This window comes from Corynebacterium sp. HMSC034E11, from assembly GCF_001835905.1.
Classification (GTDB): domain Bacteria; phylum Actinomycetota; class Actinomycetes; order Mycobacteriales; family Mycobacteriaceae; genus Corynebacterium; species Corynebacterium coyleae.
The window spans coordinates 121,779-139,586 of sequence record NZ_KV826415.1; the positions used below are offsets into that span (position 1 = coordinate 121,779).

Annotated in this window: 16 protein-coding genes; 6 read left to right on the top strand and 10 right to left on the bottom strand. The window is 62.5% G+C overall.

Going from position 1 to position 17,808, the window contains the following annotated elements; translation table 11 throughout:
• The first annotated feature begins 117 nt into the window (after positions 1-117).
• Positions 118-630, top strand: coding sequence for a PspC domain-containing protein (locus tag HMPREF2690_RS08950; RefSeq protein ID WP_070820703.1), 513 nt, complete (start codon positions 118-120; stop codon positions 628-630).
• Here the strand turns inward: HMPREF2690_RS08950 and HMPREF2690_RS08955 are convergent.
• Genes HMPREF2690_RS08955 through HMPREF2690_RS08975 form a run of 5 tightly spaced genes read right to left on the bottom strand, consistent with a single transcriptional unit; the run spans position 627 to position 6,928 of the window.
• On the bottom strand, positions 627-1,823 hold the full coding sequence (locus HMPREF2690_RS08955) for an alkylhydroperoxidase domain protein (RefSeq protein WP_070820704.1): 1,197 nt from the start codon (positions 1,821-1,823) through the stop codon (positions 627-629). The two genes, HMPREF2690_RS08950 and HMPREF2690_RS08955, sit on opposite strands and share 4 nt — an antisense overlap.
• Positions 1,816-3,420: a dipeptide ABC transporter ATP-binding protein gene (locus tag HMPREF2690_RS08960; RefSeq protein ID WP_070820705.1), complete on the bottom strand. Its 1,605-nt coding sequence runs from the start codon at positions 3,418-3,420 to the stop codon at positions 1,816-1,818. Before HMPREF2690_RS08960 ends, HMPREF2690_RS08955 begins: the two co-directional genes overlap by 8 nt.
• The gene (locus HMPREF2690_RS08965) at positions 3,417-4,292 is read right to left on the bottom strand and encodes an ABC transporter permease (RefSeq protein ID WP_070820706.1); all 876 of its coding nucleotides are present in this window, start codon (positions 4,290-4,292) and stop codon (positions 3,417-3,419) included. The genes HMPREF2690_RS08960 and HMPREF2690_RS08965 overlap by 4 nt, the downstream gene beginning before the upstream one ends.
• Positions 4,289-5,281, bottom strand: coding sequence for an ABC transporter permease (locus tag HMPREF2690_RS08970; RefSeq protein WP_070820707.1), 993 nt, complete (start codon positions 5,279-5,281; stop codon positions 4,289-4,291). Before HMPREF2690_RS08970 ends, HMPREF2690_RS08965 begins: the two co-directional genes overlap by 4 nt.
• Positions 5,282-6,928 (bottom strand): TIGR04028 family ABC transporter substrate-binding protein, encoded by a 1,647-nt coding sequence (locus HMPREF2690_RS08975; protein ID WP_070820708.1) that lies wholly within the window; start codon positions 6,926-6,928, stop codon positions 5,282-5,284. It abuts the gene before it with no gap.
• A gap of 128 nt (positions 6,929-7,056) precedes the next feature.
• Here HMPREF2690_RS08975 and HMPREF2690_RS08980 point away from each other — a divergent pair, with 128 nt between their 5' ends.
• The 3 genes from HMPREF2690_RS08980 (at position 7,057) to HMPREF2690_RS08985 (ending at position 9,866) form a co-directional block, all read left to right on the top strand.
• Positions 7,057-8,934 carry an FAD/NAD(P)-binding protein gene (locus HMPREF2690_RS08980; protein ID WP_371326023.1) on the top strand — a complete coding sequence of 626 codons (1,878 nt, stop codon included), beginning with the start codon at positions 7,057-7,059 and terminating at the stop codon, positions 8,932-8,934.
• Between the two features lie 89 nt (positions 8,935-9,023).
• Positions 9,024-9,623 carry a hypothetical protein gene (locus HMPREF2690_RS11735; protein WP_224213059.1) on the top strand — a complete coding sequence of 200 codons (600 nt, stop codon included), beginning with the start codon at positions 9,024-9,026 and terminating at the stop codon, positions 9,621-9,623.
• A gap of 30 nt (positions 9,624-9,653) precedes the next feature.
• The gene (locus HMPREF2690_RS08985) at positions 9,654-9,866 is read left to right on the top strand and encodes a hypothetical protein (RefSeq protein ID WP_224213060.1); all 213 of its coding nucleotides are present in this window, start codon (positions 9,654-9,656) and stop codon (positions 9,864-9,866) included.
• 20 nt (positions 9,867-9,886) lie between these two features.
• Here HMPREF2690_RS08985 and HMPREF2690_RS08990 read toward each other — a convergent pair whose 3' ends face one another.
• Both HMPREF2690_RS08990 and HMPREF2690_RS08995 read right to left on the bottom strand, forming a co-directional pair.
• Positions 9,887-10,522 carry a LuxR C-terminal-related transcriptional regulator gene (locus tag HMPREF2690_RS08990; protein ID WP_070820710.1) on the bottom strand — a complete coding sequence of 212 codons (636 nt, stop codon included), beginning with the start codon at positions 10,520-10,522 and terminating at the stop codon, positions 9,887-9,889.
• A complete protein-coding gene (locus HMPREF2690_RS08995; protein ID WP_246819539.1) occupies positions 10,519-11,646 on the bottom strand; it encodes an ATP-binding protein in 1,128 nt (375 codons plus the stop codon). The genes HMPREF2690_RS08990 and HMPREF2690_RS08995 overlap by 4 nt, the downstream gene beginning before the upstream one ends.
• Before the next feature lie 113 nt (positions 11,647-11,759).
• Between HMPREF2690_RS08995 and HMPREF2690_RS09000 the strand changes: the two genes are divergently transcribed.
• Positions 11,760-12,833 carry a PspC domain-containing protein gene (locus HMPREF2690_RS09000; protein ID WP_070820712.1) on the top strand — a complete coding sequence of 358 codons (1,074 nt, stop codon included), beginning with the start codon at positions 11,760-11,762 and terminating at the stop codon, positions 12,831-12,833.
• Position 12,834: 1 nt separating this feature from the next.
• On the opposite strand, the gene guaA is transcribed toward HMPREF2690_RS09000, so the two are convergent.
• A complete protein-coding gene (gene guaA, locus HMPREF2690_RS09005; RefSeq protein WP_141761231.1) occupies positions 12,835-14,409 on the bottom strand; it encodes a glutamine-hydrolyzing GMP synthase in 1,575 nt (524 codons plus the stop codon).
• A 53-nt stretch (positions 14,410-14,462) separates the two neighbouring features.
• Between guaA and HMPREF2690_RS09010 the strand changes: the two genes are divergently transcribed.
• On the top strand, positions 14,463-15,350 hold the full coding sequence (locus HMPREF2690_RS09010; protein ID WP_070482460.1) for an EamA family transporter: 888 nt from the start codon (positions 14,463-14,465) through the stop codon (positions 15,348-15,350).
• On the opposite strand, the gene HMPREF2690_RS09015 is transcribed toward HMPREF2690_RS09010, so the two are convergent.
• Together HMPREF2690_RS09015 and HMPREF2690_RS12285 are read right to left on the bottom strand one after the other, a co-directional pair.
• On the bottom strand, positions 15,347-16,633 hold the full coding sequence (locus HMPREF2690_RS09015) for a PAS domain-containing protein (protein ID WP_070820713.1): 1,287 nt from the start codon (positions 16,631-16,633) through the stop codon (positions 15,347-15,349). The two genes, HMPREF2690_RS09010 and HMPREF2690_RS09015, sit on opposite strands and share 4 nt — an antisense overlap.
• Positions 16,634-16,653: 20 nt before the next feature.
• The gene (locus tag HMPREF2690_RS12285; protein ID WP_070422776.1) at positions 16,654-17,808 is read right to left on the bottom strand and encodes a GuaB3 family IMP dehydrogenase-related protein; all 1,155 of its coding nucleotides are present in this window, start codon (positions 17,806-17,808) and stop codon (positions 16,654-16,656) included.

The window sequence follows — 17,808 nt, forward strand, 5'->3', positions numbered from 1 at the left end:
TTCCCTTTCGAGTAGCTTTCTAGTAGCTTTCGAGTTACTACAAAGGCCCTCGCGCAGGCCCCGCCACCCTCGAAACCCCTGCTGCGAAGTCCGCCGGAGATACGGATAATGGCACGCATGGCTCAAACCTCATCGACATCGCTGAAGCACATGTGGGAAACCCGCCCGCGGCGCATCACGAAAGACCAAGGTGGTCGGGCCGTATTCGGCGGTGTGTGCACCGGTTTCGGCGCCCGCTACGGCTACGACCCGGTGGCGGTGCGTATCGCGTTTGTGCTCACCGGGTTCTTCTTCGGCGGCGGTATTTTCGCTTACCTGTTGTGTTGGCTGCTCATGCCGCGCCTCGGGGAGGACATCAGCCCTGGCCGGGCGATCTTTACCCGCAAGGATCAGCGCAGCCCCATCGAACAGAAGGAGTGCCGCACCGGCTGGCTGCTTCTGCTCGGACTGATCATTTTCATCCCGGCGGCGGCTGACGCAGGCGATAACCGTGTGACCTTTGGCGTGTTCGTGGTGTTGCTGTTCATTTGGTTGTTCGCCTACGCCGAAAACCCGACGCCACCCGAGCAATGGCGTGCCGACGACCTCGTGTGGCGCGATCAGAAACGCCGCCGCAGGTTTAAGCGCTAGCGGTAGCGCTTCGGCACATCCGGCGCGCCGAGCGTGAGCATGAGGCGGTTGGCCCAGTTGAAGAAGGCCGACGAGTTGATCACGTCGATGATCGCCAGGTCATCCAACCCGACCTCGCGCAGCGCCTCGACGTGCTCGGCACCGAAAGCAAACGGGGTGCGGGTCAGCGCAACCGCAGCCTGGCGGATCGCGTCCCATTCGTCAGAGCCGAGGTCCGCCTCCACGCCTTCGTCGAGGAGACGGTCGATCGCCTCCGCGTCGCCGCCTTCCGCCTTCGAACGTGCCTGGTGCACGGATGCGCAGTACTCGCAGCCGTTGAGACGGGAGGCCACCGTGGCGGCAAGTTCGCGCTCAGCGCGGCCCAGGCCACCTTCGGTGTTGTAGAAGATGTCCAGGTCGGTCAGGGTGCGGGCTTTCAGCGCCTGCGGATCGCGGGCGAGCAGACGGAAGTACTCCATGCCGATGCGCTCCGGCTTGATCAGGGCGTCGCGCTGCTCGTCGGTGAATTCAGACTCTTCAAGCGGTGCTACCCACGGCTTCCAGCCCAGGGAGTGGTTGACAAACTTCTCGGGTGCGACGACCTCCGGCTGCAGGGTCGCCGCTGCGGGAGTCCAGCCGGGATCCGGGGAGCCAGCTCGCTTATCGACGACCTCCCGCACCTCACCGGTCCCAGCCAGCACCTGCACACCGTGCACGACGCGCAGCTGGAACGCCACAAAGGAGATGAGTTGGCCGAGTGAGACGATCGCGTCCTCGGTGTAGCCAGTGGTCTGCAGGTGCCCGATCGCCGCGGGCGAGGCGTCCTTCGGGTGGAAGGTGAGCAGGTGGGCGAAGTCAAAGGCGGCGGCGAGCTGCCCCTCGCCGAAGGTGACAAAGTCCCCGCCCGCGTAGGGGCCGGCGGATACACCTGCGCGCACCGCGTCTTCGACCACGGCAACGAGCGCCTCGTCTTCGTCGACAAGCAAATCCGCGTAAAACTCCGCGGCGCGCTGCGCACCGGAAATGCCGGCGACGAAAGCGGCGACGGCGTAGCGGGTGGATACCGGCAGGGCCTCGATCAGCGCCGGGTTGGCGGGCTCAAACAGGGCTGCGAAGCTGCGCTGGGCGTTTTCAACCGCTTCGGGTCGGCGGCGGCGCAGGTCGGCAAGGTCGGCCGGGGTTTCTGCGAGCAGGTCGATAATGTCGTTAGACAACAAACTCTCCTAACTGTCGGGCACGGAAGACGGTGCCGGGGATGGCGTCGATAAGTTCACGGGTGACGTCGTGGTGCGGATGTGAAAACACTTCGTCGGTGGGGCCATATTCCACTTGTTGGCCGCGGCTGAACACGCTCACCGTATCCGAAATCTGTCGCACCACCGCCAGGTCGTGGGAGATGAACACGTAGGTCAGTCCCAGTTCGCGCTGGAGGTTTTCCAGCAGTTTCAGGATCTGTGCCTGCACGGTCACGTCGAGTGCGGAAACAGCCTCGTCGAGCACCACAAGTTCCGGCTCGACGATGAGCGCGCGTGCGATGGCGACGCGTTGGCGCTGCCCGCCGGACAGTTGCGCGGGTGTACGCATGGCGAACCGCGCCGGGTCCAGCGCCACGCGCTCCAAGTACTCGTTGGCGCGCGCGAGCGCCTCACGCTTGGAGGCGCCGGCGAGGTTTCGCAGCGGCTCCGCCACAATCTCGCCGACCCGCATCTTCGGGTCTAGGGAGGAAAACGGGTTTTGGTACACCATCTGGATGCGGTTGCGGAAGTTGCGCTTCTGCTTCGGGTTCAGCGTGGTCAGTTCCTCGCCGTCGAGGGTGATGCTGCCCTCAGCGGGCTGGTTAAACATGGCGATCGTGCGGCCTGTGGTGGTTTTGCCGGAGCCGGACCCGCCCACCAGTGCATGGGTGGAGCCGCGCGCGACCTCGAAGGAGATATCGGATACGGCGGTGAAATCGCCGTAGCGCACGGCAAGGTTGTTCACGCGCAGGAGGGTGTCGGTGGTGACAGGGGGTCGTCGATACGCATTTGCCACGGACAGCGACGGCACGTTTGCCAGCAGGCGCTTGGAGTAGTCCTGCGTGGGGTTGGTCAGCACCGTACTCACAGGGCCGTGCTCGACGACGCGGCCGCGCTCCATGATCACCACGTCATCGGCGCGATCGCCCGCCACGGCAAGGTCGTGGGTGATGAAAATGACGCCCAGGCCCAACTCGGTACGCATCTCATCGAGCAGGTCAAGGATGGTCTTCTGCACGGTCACGTCAAGTGCGGACGTGGGCTCGTCCGCAATGAGCACCTCGGGCTCGAGTGCTACCGCAGCAGCGATGAGCACGCGCTGCTTCATGCCGCCGGACAACTCGTGCGGGTACTGGTTATAGCGCTTTTCAGGATCATCGATGCCGACGCGCTCAAGCAGGGCAATTGCTTGACGACGACGCGACGCCGCGTCCCCCACCCCATGAATCTCCAACCCATCCTCCACGGATGCGCCGATGGTTTTCAACGGGTTGAGCGAGTTGTTCGGATCCTGCGGGACCAAACCAATCTTTGCGCCGCGTAGCTCGCGCCACTCGGCAGCGCTCAGGCTGGCAAGATCCTGGCCCTTGAACCGGATGGAGCCCGCGCGCACGTTGCCGGTGGGCCCGAGCAGGTCGAGCGCCGCCATGGCGGAAGTGGTCTTGCCGGAGCCGGACTCGCCGACAATCGCGGTCATCTTGCCGGCCTCGACGGCAAACGCGATGTTTTCCACGGTCGGCTCGGCGTCGCCATACGCGACGGTGAGGCCGTCAACTTCAAGCAAAGGGGGACTCACTTCGCATCACCTTCTGTCTGGATGACCTGGGAGATGTGGTTGGTGGACATCACGGTGGCCACGATGGCCAGGCCCGGCAACAGGATCAGCCACCAGGCGGTGGACATGAAGTCGCGGCCTTCCGCGATCAGCAGACCCCACTCCGGCACTGGTGGTGGTGCGCCGTAGCCCAGGAAGCCAAGGATGGACAACTGCAGAATTGCGGTGCCGAACTGCAGCGCAGCAAGTGCGAGCACCGGGGTCAGCGAGTTGGGCAGCACGTGGCGGAACAACACCTGGGTCTGGGTCGCGCCGGAACCGTAGGCGGCTTCGACAAAGTCCGCACCAGCAATCTGGATCACCTGCGAACGGGCCAGACGAGCGAACGTGGCCACCGATGTCATACCGACGGCGAACGCTGCCTGCAGCGAACCGAAACCGGTGACGATGATGATGGACAGCGACAGCAAAATACCTGGGATGGCCAGCAGCACGTCCACGAACCGCATCAGCACGGTCTCGACCCAACCACGCTGCGTACCTGCAACCAGGCCGATCAGCGTACCCAGGACAAGGCCGACCACCACGGCGATCAGCGCGCCGAGCAACGACTGGCGTGCGCCGTAGATCACGCGCGAGTACACGTCGCGGCCCACGGCATCAGTGCCGAAGATGTGCTCGCCATTCGGCGCGAGCAGCGCCACATCCACGCCCTTGTATGGGTCGTAGGTGGCAAACACACCCGGCAGCAACGCCCACAGGGCAGCGATGACCAGGACGATCAGCGACAGGATCGTCGCCGGTGAGCGCCACCGGCGGTTCTTGCGCGACTTCGCCCGCGCACCCGCACGCACGCTCGCGCGCGCAACAGGATTCGTTGTTTGTGTGGTCATCGGGCGCCCTCCTTCACGGCAGCCTGAGCGGTGCTCTTCTTAGCCTTGTTGCGCTGTTGTGCCGCATCGCGCAGGCGCACATCAAGCACCGGGTAGAGCAAGTCGACGATGAGGTTGATCAGCACGTACGCGGTTGCAGCGATAAGCACCACGCCCAGCAGTACCGGCATGTCACGGCTGGATACCGCGTTGACGGTGAGCGAACCCAAGCCTGCGCGGCCGAAGACGGTTTCGGTGACCACTGCCCCGCCGACGAGTTCGCCGAACAGCAGGCCGGCCATGGTGATGGCGGGCAGCAGCGAGTTGCGCAACACGTCGCGCCAGAAGATACGGGCTTCGCTGGCACCGCGGGCACGGATGACTTGGACGAATGGTTGGGCGCGGACTTCGTCGATAGACCGGATGAGCACCTGCATCAGCGGCGCCGCCATGGGCACGGCCAGGGTCAGCGACGGCAGGATGAGCCCCTCGAGCGGGGTCGGGTCGACCACGTTGACCCAGCCGAGTTGGAAGGAGAAGAACTGCAGTAGCAGGATCGCGATCCAGAAACCTGGCAGCGACACCATGAATGACGGCAGTGCGCGGAAGAAGCTTCGCAGCGCGCCACCGCCGGGCAGGGTGGCTACATATGCGGTGAGCAGCGCGACGATGATGGCAAGGCCGATCGAGGTCGCAGCAAGCACGAACGTGTGCGGCGCGGCGTCCGCGATCAGGTCGAACACCGGCGTGCCCGAGGCAACCGAGAACCCAAGGTTGCCGGTAAACAAGCCTGCAAGGGTGGCCAGGTACTGCTCGACGAGCGGTTTATCCACGCCCATCTGCTCGCGAATCTCTTCGATCTCTGCCTGGGACAGTCCAAGCGCGGGGTCTGCATAGCGCGCAGCCACGCCGTCCGAAGGCAGCGCGGACAGCAGGAAGAACGCAAGTGTGTAGGCAAGCAGCAGCACCAGCAGCGCCTGCCCGATCCGTTTCAGCACAGTGTTTCCCATTTAGTTGTCCTCCCCATCGCGGTCGAAGTACACCGAGTAGAAGCTCGGGCGAGCCACCGATTCGGTAATAAAGCCCTTCACGTGCGGTGCGAGTGCGTACACCTGCGGCTCCTCAAACAACGGCAGCACGTAGGCCTGTTCTGTGAGGTAGTCCTGCACCGCCTTCGACGCGGCCGCACGGCCCGCATCGTCCGGTGTGGAAACCACCTTTTGCAGCAACTCCTCGAGCTTGGCATCCACTGGGGTGCCATCTCCTGCGTTGTTCAGCAGCGAGTCGCGGCGGTTCACCGACAAGTGCGACTCAATCACGTCATAATCCGCACGCCCCACCATCGTGTGCATCAACTGCACACGATTGATGTCCTTCTGCGCTGCGTTTTGCGTGGCACGATCACCGGCCACCATGTTCAACTCAATGCCCAGGTCACGCAGGTCCGACTGCACCATCGTGACAATCTCCTTCGAGCGCGGCTGCGGCAGCGCGTGGTTGACCGACAGGCTCAACCGCTGCCCGTCTTTCACGCGGATGCCGTCGGGGCCGGGGGTCCAGCCGGCGTCGTCGAGAAGCGCACGCGCACGATCCGGATCGAACGTGTACGCGCCGGGCTGCTCCGCGTAGCCAAGGGCACTCGAGGTCATCGGCGCGGTGGCCAGCGGGTAGGAATCCGACAGCAGAATGCGGACGATCTCTTCACGGTTGATGCCGTGGATAATCGCCTGCCGTACGCGGATGTCCTGCAGCAACGGGTGGTTGAAGCGGAAGGCAAACTGATTGTTCATACCGTTGGCTGCGGCAGCGACAATCTGCACGCCCTGGTCTTTCAGGTGCCGCTCCACCGGCGGGGAGATCGTGCGTGCGATATCCGCCTGGCCGGACAGCAGTGCGCCGGAGCGGACGGCTTCTTCGGCGGCCAGGGTGTAGTGGATGCCGTCGATACGCGCAGGTCCTTGGTGCTCGAGCGACGGTGGCGCCCAGTCGTAATCCTCGCGCGTTTTCAGCACAAGGTCAGTACCCAGCGTTTCACTATCGACGACAAAGGGGCCCGAACCGATCACATTCGCCGCCCCGCCTGGGCCGAAGTCCTCGTTGCGCAGCTGCAGGGAGGAATCCGCCAGCAGGCCCGCGTTGTACGAGGACGTAGCCTGCGCGAAGCCCGGAGAAGGTGCGGTGAAGTGGAAGCGAACCGTGTCCTCGTCGACAACTTCGCCGTAGTCGTAGTTGGAGATCTGCTCCGAGACGTTGAGCAGGCGATCCTTGTCGCCCTGGCCGTAGAGGTCGAAGTTGTCCACGATGTTCTGCGCGGTCATCGGTGTGCCGTCGGAGTAGGTCACATCCGTGCGGATATCGAAGGTGAACACGGTGGCGTCCTCGTTGATCTCCGGCAGGTCGGTGGCAATCCACGGCTGGAGTTCGAGCGTTTCAGGGTCTTGGTAGAGCAACCTGTCTGTTAACTGATTGACCACACCGCCGTTGGGGTAAAACCCGGCAGCCGGCGGGTAGAGGCTGTTAAACCAGTTGGATTCCAGATAGGTGAGCACATTGTCACCCTCTGCGTGAGATTCAGCGCCACCCCCTGCGGTGCAGCCGCTCAGCAGGGCAACTGCACCTACAAGTACAACTGGGGCCGCAACCGTTTTCTTCGGCACGTTATCGTCCTCTTTTCCCTTGTGGTTTTCGGCACCATACCACTTTTAGACAATTCGGTTCTTTCTTAATAGACTGCGCAGTCTATACACGTTATAAAGATTCATCGAAATCGTGGAGGTACATCGCTGTGGGAGCAGACATCGCCATCGTCGGAGCAGGACCGCGAGGCATCTCCATCACCGAGCGCATCGCAGCCTTCCTCAACGACCGTGGCGCCACACCACTGACGTTGCACATCATCGACGACGCCCAGCTCGGCGCCGGCCGCATCTGGGACACCGAACAAACCCGCACACTGTGCATGAACACCCTGGCTGGCGCGGTGACCCTGTTCACCGAGCCCGGCGCGACCGTCACCGCACCTGTGCTCGAAGGCCCCACCATGTTTGAGTGGATCCAGGCGCTTCGCGGCGAATTCGCGCATCCGCTTATCAGCGACCACCCGCCGGCCGTCCCCAGCACCTTCGACGCTGAAATCCGTGTGACGCGGCCTGAATCTAATCCGTCGCGCGCGTTGTATGGCGAGTACTTGCGCTGGGTGTGGCAGGTTGCGCTGGCCGAGCTGCCGGACTCCGTCACCGTGGTTGAGCACCAGTTCCGCGCGATGTCGCTGTACAGCGACGGAGGCCGCGACGCGATCTTGCTTGCAGATGGCACGTTGATCCACGCCGACGCCACCGTGGTCGCCTCCGGCTGGGTGTTGCCCGCCCCGACCCCGGCACAGCAGGCCTTTGCCAAATCTGGCCTGACCTACATCCCGCCCGGCAACCCGGTTGAGCAGGACGTGGACCGCATCGGCGAGGGCGAGCGCCTGCTCGTGCGTGGCATGGGCATGGGCTTTTTCGACCTCATGGCGCTGACCACCATCAACCGCGGCGGCCGCTTCTTCGAAGACGACACGGCCCGCTCCGGTTTGCGTTACGACGCCACCGGCGAGGAACCCCACTTCATCGTTACCTCTGGCCGCGGCTACCCCTACCTGCCCAAGTCCGAGTACAACTCGCTGCCGCCAAAGGCCGATCTGTCACGCCTGCGCGCCGCTATCGATGCCAACCCTGCCGAGCCCGGCAGCGGCACTTTGTCGTTCGGCCGCACCCTGTGGCCAGCGCTCGCCCGCGATGCCTTCGCCGAGTACTACCGCACCCTCGCGCGCGTGCACCCCGAGGCGCTGAAGGTGCCGCTCGAGGAGATCATCACGCGTATCGACGACACCGACCTGGCCGTCCACGCCTCCCCCGAGGACATCCTGCCGGTCGCCCGCGCGCTGACTCAGGCACTCGAGGGCACGAGCACCGAGCCGTTCGACATGGCCGCCTGGGTCGACCCACTCGCCGGCACCGAAGACCTCAGCCTGGACGAACTCCAGCAGGTCGTTACCGACTCCATGGCGGGCGACATCGCCGAGGCTGTCGCCGCCTGGGACTCCCCACTCAAGGCCGGGCTGTGGGCGATTTCAGCCGGCCGCAAACCCAGCGCCATCGCCACCGAAAACGGCAAGGGTGCCCAGGAGGTGGCCCGCTCGCAGTACATGGCGTTCGGTCAGATGGTCGGCTCCGGCCCGCCGCTGTTCCGCACCCGCGAACTGCTTGCACTTGCCGACGCCGGCCTGGTGACGTTCCTGGGCCCGCAGCCGGTCGTCGATACGCAAGAAGGCGCATTCACCGCCGCAAGCCACGGGCGCACCACCACCGCGACGGCACTCGCCGACGCGTTCCTGCCTGGCCCGGACATCCGCAACACCAAGGACCCGCTGGTGCGCTCGCTTGTCGACGCCAACCGCGTCCGCCCCTTCGCCCATACCGCCTCACCCGAAACCGACGCGGACACCCGCCGCGCCGTCCACCCCGGCGGCGCCCTGGATCCCCGCCTGCACATCGTGGGCATCCCCACCGGTAAGCAGTGGGCGGACACGACGATCTCGCCGATGCCGGGCACGAACCCGCTCATGCTGCAAGAAACCGACAAGACCGCCCTGTCGCTGCTCACCCAGGCGGGCGTGCTCTAGGCCTGTTCTAGGCCGGCACTAGATTAAGCGAACGTGTTATCGTCTACCTACATTCATTCGTTTTCGAGAATTCAGAAAGAGGTTTTTCCTTGAAGTTTGGAACTAAGCTTGCTACTTCTATCGCTCTAGCTTCTGTGCTCGTACCAATGCCAGTCGCTACGTCCGCAGAGATTTCTCAGAACGAGGTTCAGCAGCCAACTAGCACCGGGGCGGGAAATGATGTCCTTGAGGAAAGGATTGCTAAGGCACAAGAGGAGCGACAAGCGCTTCTCGTAATCAATGACGCTGATGAGAGCGGATATTCCGCTGAAGTAGTAAACGGTAACGTTCGCAAAGAAGCGGACACAGTATTTGTAGAAAGCCCGAAGGGCGAAGAAGAAGCTCTGCCCACTTCAAAGACTCTCACTACTGGAGAGAAAGTAAACATCGAATACTCGGTTGAAGGTGACCAGATCACTGCAAAGTATTCAACGAACGTTGATCCAGAGTTAGTCGATGCCGCCCTCATTCAACCTCGGTCTACTGCTGGGTGTGTGGGGGCCATCCTCGTAGGGATCGGAGGGACTACAGCATCTGCAGTCGGAGTCGCCACTGCGCCGCTCACAGGTCCTATTGGCCCTATGATGGCTGCAGCTACCATGGCAACCGCATCTGGTTCTATCGTAACCGCTGCTGATCAGTGCGGATAAATATAAGTACCACGAACAGTAAGGAACGAAATGAGCCTTGGACGCAGAATGCTGATCATTGCGTTGAGTACGAACATTGCCATGCTTTGTTTAGTGAGTGCTGTTCTCCAGATAGTTCTGCCGAACGATGCACCGCAGTGGCTCATCTTTGGAAATATTGTTGTCTTCGTAGCGTGTGTCTACTACACATACAAAGCAGTGACGGTGTGGCCGGATGAAGAAAAGGCAGCCACAATTAGTTGATTGCCAAATTTCCTGGAGCGCTACCCTAAGTCGCGCGCAACCGCCCACCGGGTCAACTGGTGGCGGTTCGACGTCTGCGTCTTGCGCAAAATGTTGGAGGCGTGCGTCTCCACCGTCTTCACCGAAATGAACAGCCGCTCGGCGATCTCCTTGTAGGTGTAACCGCGCGCAAGCAGCCGCAACACCTCAAGTTCACGCCGGGTCAGCGAATCCACCGCCGGGTCGTCCTCCTCCACAACCGGACCAGAGGCAAACGCGTCGAGCACAAACCCGGCAAGCCGCGGCGAGAAGTATGCGTCTCCGCCGCGCACCCGCTCAATCGCCTCCGCAAGCTCCTCACCTGCGATGTTCTTGGTCACGTATCCGCGTGCCCCTGCACGGATCAGCGCGATGACATCCTCGGCAGCGTCGGAGACGCTCAGCGCCAAATACGAAGGTCCCGGCGCGCGCTTGAGCACAGCCAACCCGCCGCCGTCGGGCATGTGCACGTCCAGCAACACCACATCCGGGCGCTCCTTTTCGATCCCGCGCACCGCCTCCGCAACCGTGCCTGCCTCCCCGACGACGTCTAGCTGGCCATCGCCTGCGGCAGCCAGTTCGGCCTTCACTCCGGCCCGAAACACCGAGTGATCATCTACGAGAAACACGCGCGTCATAGGTCCAACGCTAGTTCGATCTCGGAGCCATTGCCTATCGACGACACCACGTTAACCTCTCCCCCAACTCGCTCCACCCGGCCCACGATGGAATCGCGCAGCCCGTGCCGATCCGCCGGCACCGCATCCGGGTCGAAGCCGGCACCCCGGTCGCGCACGAACACCTCGAGCCTGCCCGCGAGGTGCTCGGCGTAGACGTCGATCGTGTCCACCCCCGCATGCTTGGCGGCGTTGACCATCGCCTCCCGGGCGGCGAGCACGACCGCTTCGGTGCGCTCGTCGAAAGGAAAGTCGTCTCCCACCGTGACCGGTTGAATCACGACCCCATAGGCGTCCTCCACCTCGCCCGCGGCTTTCTGCAACGCGGCGAAGGTGGTGGTGTGGTTGGACACGGTGTCGTCGAAAAGCCATGCCCGAAGTTCGCGCTCCTGACCACGGGCAAGGCGCACCACCTCGTCCGGATCATCCGCCTGGCGCTGGATCAACGCCAGGGTCTGCAGCACCGAATCGTGCAGGCGCGAGGCGATCTCCGCGCGCTGATCCGCCACCGCTTTCGCCTCACGCTCCGCGACAAGCGAGTTGGCCAACTTGGCAATCAGCGGCACCACAAGCACCCCGACACCAAGCACCGTCACCAGCACGGAAACAACCACACCGGCGACCCCGGCGCTCTCCCCGAGGAGTGCCACAGCGAGCACCCCGCTCATAATCAACAGCGCGCCTAAGGTCAACGCGGCGATGTTGCCCCACGAATCCGTACCGCGGTCGTACGCCTGCAACGCAATGACCGCACCGACGATGAGCACGCCGATGATGAACACCACCGTGGCCCCCGCGCCGGAGGAAATCTGCAGCGACGTCAACGCACCAGCGAAACCTGCAAGCACCAGGAAGATGTCGAGCGCACTCGGGCGCTGCCGCGGCGCAGCACTTTCAGCAACCGGGGTAAACACCCACAGACCTGCGTACAGCAGCACGCCGAAGCCACCAGCGAAACTCGCCGCAACCAAAAACAGACGCACCCACTTCACGTCCACCCCGAGCAGGTCAGCCGCCCCGGACGCCACGCCGGCAATGACGCGGCGGGAACGGTCACGGGTCAGCCGGGGATACAACGCAGACATGTCCCCCATCGTTGCACGGCAACCCCCTCAGGCGCATCGGGGTAAACCCTGAGATGAAAAATCAGGGTCGTTCCCGATACCGCGCTTGGCGTTGCCTCGCAACAATAGAAGCCATGGAAACCAACACGCTGAAGCGCATGTGGGAGACCCGCCCGCCCCGCATCCCGCAAGACCAGGGCGGCAAGGCCGTCGTCGGTGGTGTCTGCGAAGGCATCGGTGCCCGCTACCAAATTGACCCAACGCTCATCCGCGTCCTGTTCGTCGTATTGTCAATCGCCTTCGGCGGTGGCCTGTTCCTTTACCTGTTGTGCTGGATCAACATGCCCCGCTTCGGGCTGACCCGCACCCCAGCAAGTTCGATCGCCACCCCGAAAGAGCAGCTGACCAAGGTAGAAAAGAAAGAGCGCGACACCGGCTGGCTGCTGCTCCTCGGCCTTGTCATCTTCTTCCCCTCAGTCGCCGTTGCCAGCGACCTGCGCGGGGTTTTGGTCACCTTCGCGCTGTTCGCACTTGGTTGGTACCTCGCCTACCAGCGCCAGCCAGAGGCCCCGGAGGGACTCGTGGTGGGCGTAGAGTCGCAGACAAGCAAAGGCCCTGTTGTGGACACCTCCCACCTGACCGTGCCGGACGGCTACGAACACCCCGGGCAGAAACCACCGGCATGGGACCCGCTCGGCGCGGCACCTGAGCTGTGGCACTTGCCGGACCCTGTCGAGCCGGCTCCGGAGCGTGCGCAACCAAAGAAGCGCTACTGGCTGTGGATCCCCGTCACACTGGTGCTGACAACGGCAACGGTGTTTGCGCTGGGGATCACCAGCGAAGTGCGGCTTGGCAATTACAGCCGCTTCGGCAGCGCGCACATCACCGTGTATGACGTTGACGAGCTACCAGACCAAATGGGTACCAGCGGCTTCATCGGCGAGTCCTACATCGACTTCACCGAGCTCGAGCCACTGAGCGAGCCGAAAACGGTCAACATTGCGAACAACACCGGCAGCACCGATATCATCCTGCCGGAAAACGTCCCCGTCGACATCAACTGCAAGGTGAACATCGGCGAAGCCGCATGCCCCGAAGAACGGCAAAACGCGGACACAGACAGCGCGCTACTCACCATTAACGTGTCGCAGCGCGTCGGATCCGTGTCCGCGTACTACGCCCGCGAGGATGCGGGCGAAGGAAACTGACTTACTCCCACTCGATGGTGGCCGGCGGCTTGGATGTTACGTCCAGCACCACGCGGTTGACGTCGGCCACCTCGTTGGTGATGCGGGTAGAAATTACCTCAAGCGTCTCGTACGGGATGCGCACCCAGTCCGCGGTCATCGCGTCCTCGGATGCGACTGGGCGAAGCACGATCGGGTGGCCGTAGGTGCGGCCGTCGCCCTGCACACCAACCGAGCGCACATCGGCCAACAGCACGACCGGGCACTGCCAGATCTGGTCATCCAGGCCAGCCTTGGTCAGCTCCTCGCGAGCAATCGCATCAGCAGCGCGCAGAGTTTCCAGGCGCTCCTCGGTGACCTCACCGATGATGCGGATACCCAGGCCCGGACCCGGGAACGGCTGGCGGTTCACAATCACCTCAGGCAGGCCAAGCTCGCGGCCAACCGCGCGCACCTCGTCCTTAAACAGCAGACGCAGTGGCTCGACGAGTTCGAACTCCACGTCGTCCGGCAGGCCGCCCACGTTGTGGTGGCTCTTGATGTTCGCAGTACCGGTGCCGCCGCCCGACTCCACAACATCCGGGTACAAGGTGCCCTGCACCAGGTAGTCCACCTTGTGATCCGACAGCACATCAGCCACGGCGCGCTCGAAGGAACGGATGAACTCCGCACCGATCGCCTTACGCTTGGCCTCCGGCTCGGTCACACCGGCGAGCTTGTCCAGGAAGGCCTTGCGCTCATCCACAGTGACCAGCTTCGCGCCGGTGGCCGCCACGAAGTCCTTCTCCACCTGCTCGCGCTCACCCTGGCGCAGCAGACCGTGATCCACGAACACACAAGTCAAACGGTCACCAATAGCGCGCTGCACAAGCGCTGCCGCCACGGCAGAATCCACGCCGCCAGACAGAGCACAAATGGCGTAGCCGTCGCCGACTTGGTTACGGACATCGTCGATAAGCTGCTGCGCAATATTCGACGCCGTCCAGTTCTGCTCCAGACCAGCAATCTCCGTGAGGAAGCGGGTCAGCACCTCCTGGCCGTGCGGCGAGTGCATCACCTCCGGGTGGTACTGCACACCAGCAAACTTGCGCTCCGCGTTCTCAAACGCAGCAACCGGCGCACCCGGGGTCGAGGCAGTGACCTCAAAGCCCTCCGGCGCCTGCGTCACAGAATCGCCGTGGGACATCCACACCGGGTGCTCATCCAGGCCAGCGTGCAGCACGCCACCCTTGACAGCCATCGCCGTGCGGCCGTACTCGCGGGCACCGGTCTCCTCGACCTTGCCGCCGAGCGCCTGCGTCATCACCTGGAAGCCATAGCAAATACCAAAGATCGGCAGCCCCAGCTCAAAGATCTCCGGATCGAGCTGCGGGGCACCCTCCGCGTACACCGACGACGGCCCACCGGAGAGCACCAAAGCCTGCGGGTTCTTCTCACGAACCTCCGCAGCCGTAATAGTCGACGGCACAACCTCCGAGAACACATGCGCCTCGCGCACACGGCGGGCGATCAACTGCGCGTATTGCGCACCAAAATCAACGACAAGAACAGGGCGTTTCTGAGCGGTAGTCACGGCCCAAATACTAGCTGATGGCATATAAATCCGAATATATTGTCCATTCTTCGACGTTTCGCCCCAGAATGATCTGCATGACATTGCGTGCCCCCTCCCCGGTTGAACCCAATGCCGACCGCACCGCCGTGTTGTGCATCCTTGGGTCCTGCCTGTTTCTGCAGCTTGGCGCAGCTCTTGCCACGCAGCTTTTCCCCCATGCCGGAACCTGGGCGACGAGTTCATTCCGACTACTCATCGCCTCCGTCATCCTGCTTGCAATCTCACGGCCAGCGTTTTGGCGCTGGACCCCCGAACAATGGGGTGCAGCGATCGTGCTCGGAGTGTCGTTAGGCTGCATGAACGGCTTCTACTACGCCGGTATTGCAACTGTGCCACTCGCATCCGCGGTAACCATCCAATTCCTCGGCCCGCTGCTGCTCGCCGCGGTGTTGTCCCGTTCGGTACGCGACGGCATCTCCGTCGGGCTTGCGCTTACAGGTATGGCGCTGCTTGGCGTTGATTCGCTCTCCGGTGAGCCGCTCGACCGCCTCGGCGTGTTCTACATCCTGATCGCAGGCGCTGCCTGGGCGGTGTACATCCTTGCCAACAAGCGCACTGGCCGCCTCATCGCCGGCCAAGGTGGGCTCGCGGTTGCCCTTGCAGTTGGTGGCTTGGTGACGTTGCCCTTCGGTTTCGAAGGCGCACTCGTTATCGTTTCCGATACCAATCTGCTGCTCCTCGCAATTGGTACCGCAATCTTGGCGTCGCTGCTCCCAACATCACTGGAACTGATTGCTATGCGACGACTCCGCCCCCAGGTATTTTCCATCCTCATCTCGTTCGAGCCTGCATTTGCAGCACTCGTCGGATGGCTTGTGCTCAGCCAGGGCCCCTCCCCGCTGAAGCTTGCGGCGATTGCCTTGGTTATCGGTGCTTCCGTCAACCAGACACTCGCCGGCAAGCGACTCCGACGTCAGGTTTAACGGACCGCAGCGCTGAGACTGTCCAGAGCCTCGCGCACCTTCTCCGTCGAAGGTGCCTGTGCGAGGCGCTCAGCTGAGCGGTGCAGCTGGTTAATCGAGGCATCAGCAGCAGCCATTGCCTTGTTCACCTGCTCCACCAGCGGTGCGACCTCTTCGCCCATGTCGTTGGTGTTCTCAGACCAACGACGAATCATCTCGAGCGGAATCTTGGTCAGCTCCGTGATGGAGTTAACCTTCAGCTCCACGCGGCGACGGAACGACGAGTGCAAGAACACGGCGTCATCCATGTGCTTGACGTCAGCCTCGAGTGCGTCGACGAGAAGCTGCATCGACTCCTGCACGTTAGCCTCCGTGGAGAACTGTGCGGTCTGTGCGGTGTGCAGACGAGCCAGAGCAATCGCCATACGTGCGTTGGACGTCTTGGCGTAGAGCTCCTGAGCGGTCTCCTCGAGGGTCCTCGCGTTCTCGTCGATAATGCCACGCATCGTCGCCCACACCTGCAGCGGTGCGAGCAGCAGCGTACGCGATGCACCCTCGGTGACCACGTTTTCCATCTCGGCCTTCACGTTGTTGGTCACTGCGTTTTCCTCGACCAGCGTCGCACTGGCCTTGCGCAGCTCCTCAGCAGCGTCCTTAATGGCGGTCTGCACCGTCATGAACTCGTCGAGTTCACGGTAGAGCGTCACAGCAGCATCGTAGATGTCGCCGGAGCCTTCCGGAAGCGTAAAGCCTGCATCCTCACGTGCCTGGACCTCAGCAGGAAGGACTTCGCGCAGGAATGCGTCGTAGTCCGGCAGCAGCTCCGTAACCTTCTCCGCGCCCATCACTGCACGCTCGCGGCGGCCAACACCGTTGGCCTTCGCCTCGTGCTCAACGATGTTTGCTTCTTGGTAAATACCAGCGGCTGCTTCGAAGTTCTCCGTCATCGGACGGGTACGCACCGAGAGGTAACCGCCGTTTGGCAGCGGCGTAACAGTGGCAAACACGTCGTACGCGGAGCCGCTCTTCGCCTTATTACGCACATACGCGGCGAAAGGACGGCCCTCCTCGATGGTGTCCCACATGAGTTTGAACGCCGCACCAGGCATCTCCTCATGACGGATGAGGTTGTGCGGCTTACCGATCATCTCTTCGGCGGAGTACTGCGCGTACTTGATGAACACATCGTTCACATGCGTCATCACACCTTTGGCGTCAGTCACCGAAAAGAAGATGTCGTTCACATCAACTTCGTGGAATGGGCCCTCAGGGGCGTCGCGAAGAATCGTTACACGGCTAGACATAGGTCGATTTCATCCAGTTCTTAGTTACGGATTGCCAAATCGGCTTTCTGGAAAGCTTTGATCCCAGTATAGCCACATTTCGCCATAATTCTTTTCAGTCCACCAATGAGATTCTTCGCACCCCACGGATCGCTCGATGGACCGAAGAGCACGACCTCCAGTGGCGTCGAAGAAGTGAAGTCAGGTTCCTTCCGCACGCTACCTCGCGGAAAACGTGGGTGAGCAGTCTGAGCTTCCCAATACACGCCACCGGCAGCGGCCTCAGTTGCCTTCGTTAATGGGTTGCCAAGCATAACGGCATCTGCACCACAAGCGATGGCTGCAGCAATCTCGCCTGCCCCCCAAATAGTGGTATCCGCAAGAATGTGGACATAACGTCCACCAGTCTCATCGAGGTAATCCCGACGTGCTGCCGCGACATCTGCGATAGCGGTAGCCATCGGGACATTCACCACCGTGTCGGCATCGCCCGAACCGACAATGACACCAGCAACGCCAGCGCGCATCAGGTGGGTCGCGGTCGTGTAGTCATACACACCACCGGCAATGACCGGCACGTCGAGCGAACCGACGAACTCTTTCAAGTTCAACGGTTCCCCACCTTTTTGCACGTGCTCTGCAGACACGATCGACCCCTGAATGAAGAGGATTTCTGCACCTGCGGCGATAACTACAGGCGCCAATTCGCGCACGTTCTGCGGGCTCACGCGCACCGCAACAGTCACGCCAGAGTCACGCACCTGGGCGATACGTTCCGAAAGCAAGTCGTGATCAAGTTCTGCGGCGTGCAACTCCTGCAAGGTGCGCACGGCACGCTCACCTGCCTCGACAAACTCCTGGTACTTCTCAGCCGTATCGACGTTAAAGGGGTCCTCGCATGAGTCCACCACCTTCTTCACCGCAGCCTCCAGATCAGCGTGTCGGCCCCACAGGCCTTCCGCGTCAATCACACCGAGGCCACCCTGCTTGCCCATCTCGATAACAAACTCAGGGCTTGCCAACGCGTCCGTCGGATGGGACGCAAGCGGGATATCGAACGTGTAGGCATCAATATGCCAGGAGGTGTCCACATCCTGCGAGGAGCGGGTGCGTCGTTTCGGAACGATCGACAAATCACTCAAGCCGTAAGCCTTGCGGGCTTCGCGCCCAATGCCGATTTCCACGTAGTCACGCAT

Excerpts from the sequence above, each read along its gene's own strand:
- HMPREF2690_RS08950 (WP_070820703.1), top strand. The coding sequence starts at position 118 with ATGGCTCAAACCTCATCGACATCGCTGAAGCACATGTGGGAAACCCGC.
- HMPREF2690_RS08965 (WP_070820706.1), bottom strand. The coding sequence starts at position 4,292 with ATGACCACACAAACAACGAATCCTGTTGCGCGCGCGAGCGTGCGTGCG.
- HMPREF2690_RS08970 (WP_070820707.1), bottom strand. The coding sequence starts at position 5,281 with ATGGGAAACACTGTGCTGAAACGGATCGGGCAGGCGCTGCTGGTGCTG.
- HMPREF2690_RS08985 (WP_224213060.1), top strand. The coding sequence starts at position 9,654 with ATGAGCCTTGGACGCAGAATGCTGATCATTGCGTTGAGTACGAACATT.
- HMPREF2690_RS08990 (WP_070820710.1), bottom strand. The coding sequence starts at position 10,522 with ATGACGCGCGTGTTTCTCGTAGATGATCACTCGGTGTTTCGGGCCGGA.
- HMPREF2690_RS08995 (WP_246819539.1), bottom strand. The coding sequence starts at position 11,646 with ATGTCTGCGTTGTATCCCCGGCTGACCCGTGACCGTTCCCGCCGCGTC.
- HMPREF2690_RS09000 (WP_070820712.1), top strand. The coding sequence starts at position 11,760 with ATGGAAACCAACACGCTGAAGCGCATGTGGGAGACCCGCCCGCCCCGC.
- guaA (WP_141761231.1), bottom strand. The coding sequence starts at position 14,409 with ATGCCATCAGCTAGTATTTGGGCCGTGACTACCGCTCAGAAACGCCCT.
- HMPREF2690_RS09010 (WP_070482460.1), top strand. The coding sequence starts at position 14,463 with ATGACATTGCGTGCCCCCTCCCCGGTTGAACCCAATGCCGACCGCACC.
- HMPREF2690_RS09015 (WP_070820713.1), bottom strand. The coding sequence starts at position 16,633 with ATGTCTAGCCGTGTAACGATTCTTCGCGACGCCCCTGAGGGCCCATTC.
- HMPREF2690_RS12285 (WP_070422776.1), bottom strand. The coding sequence starts at position 17,808 with ATGCGTGACTACGTGGAAATCGGCATTGGGCGCGAAGCCCGCAAGGCT.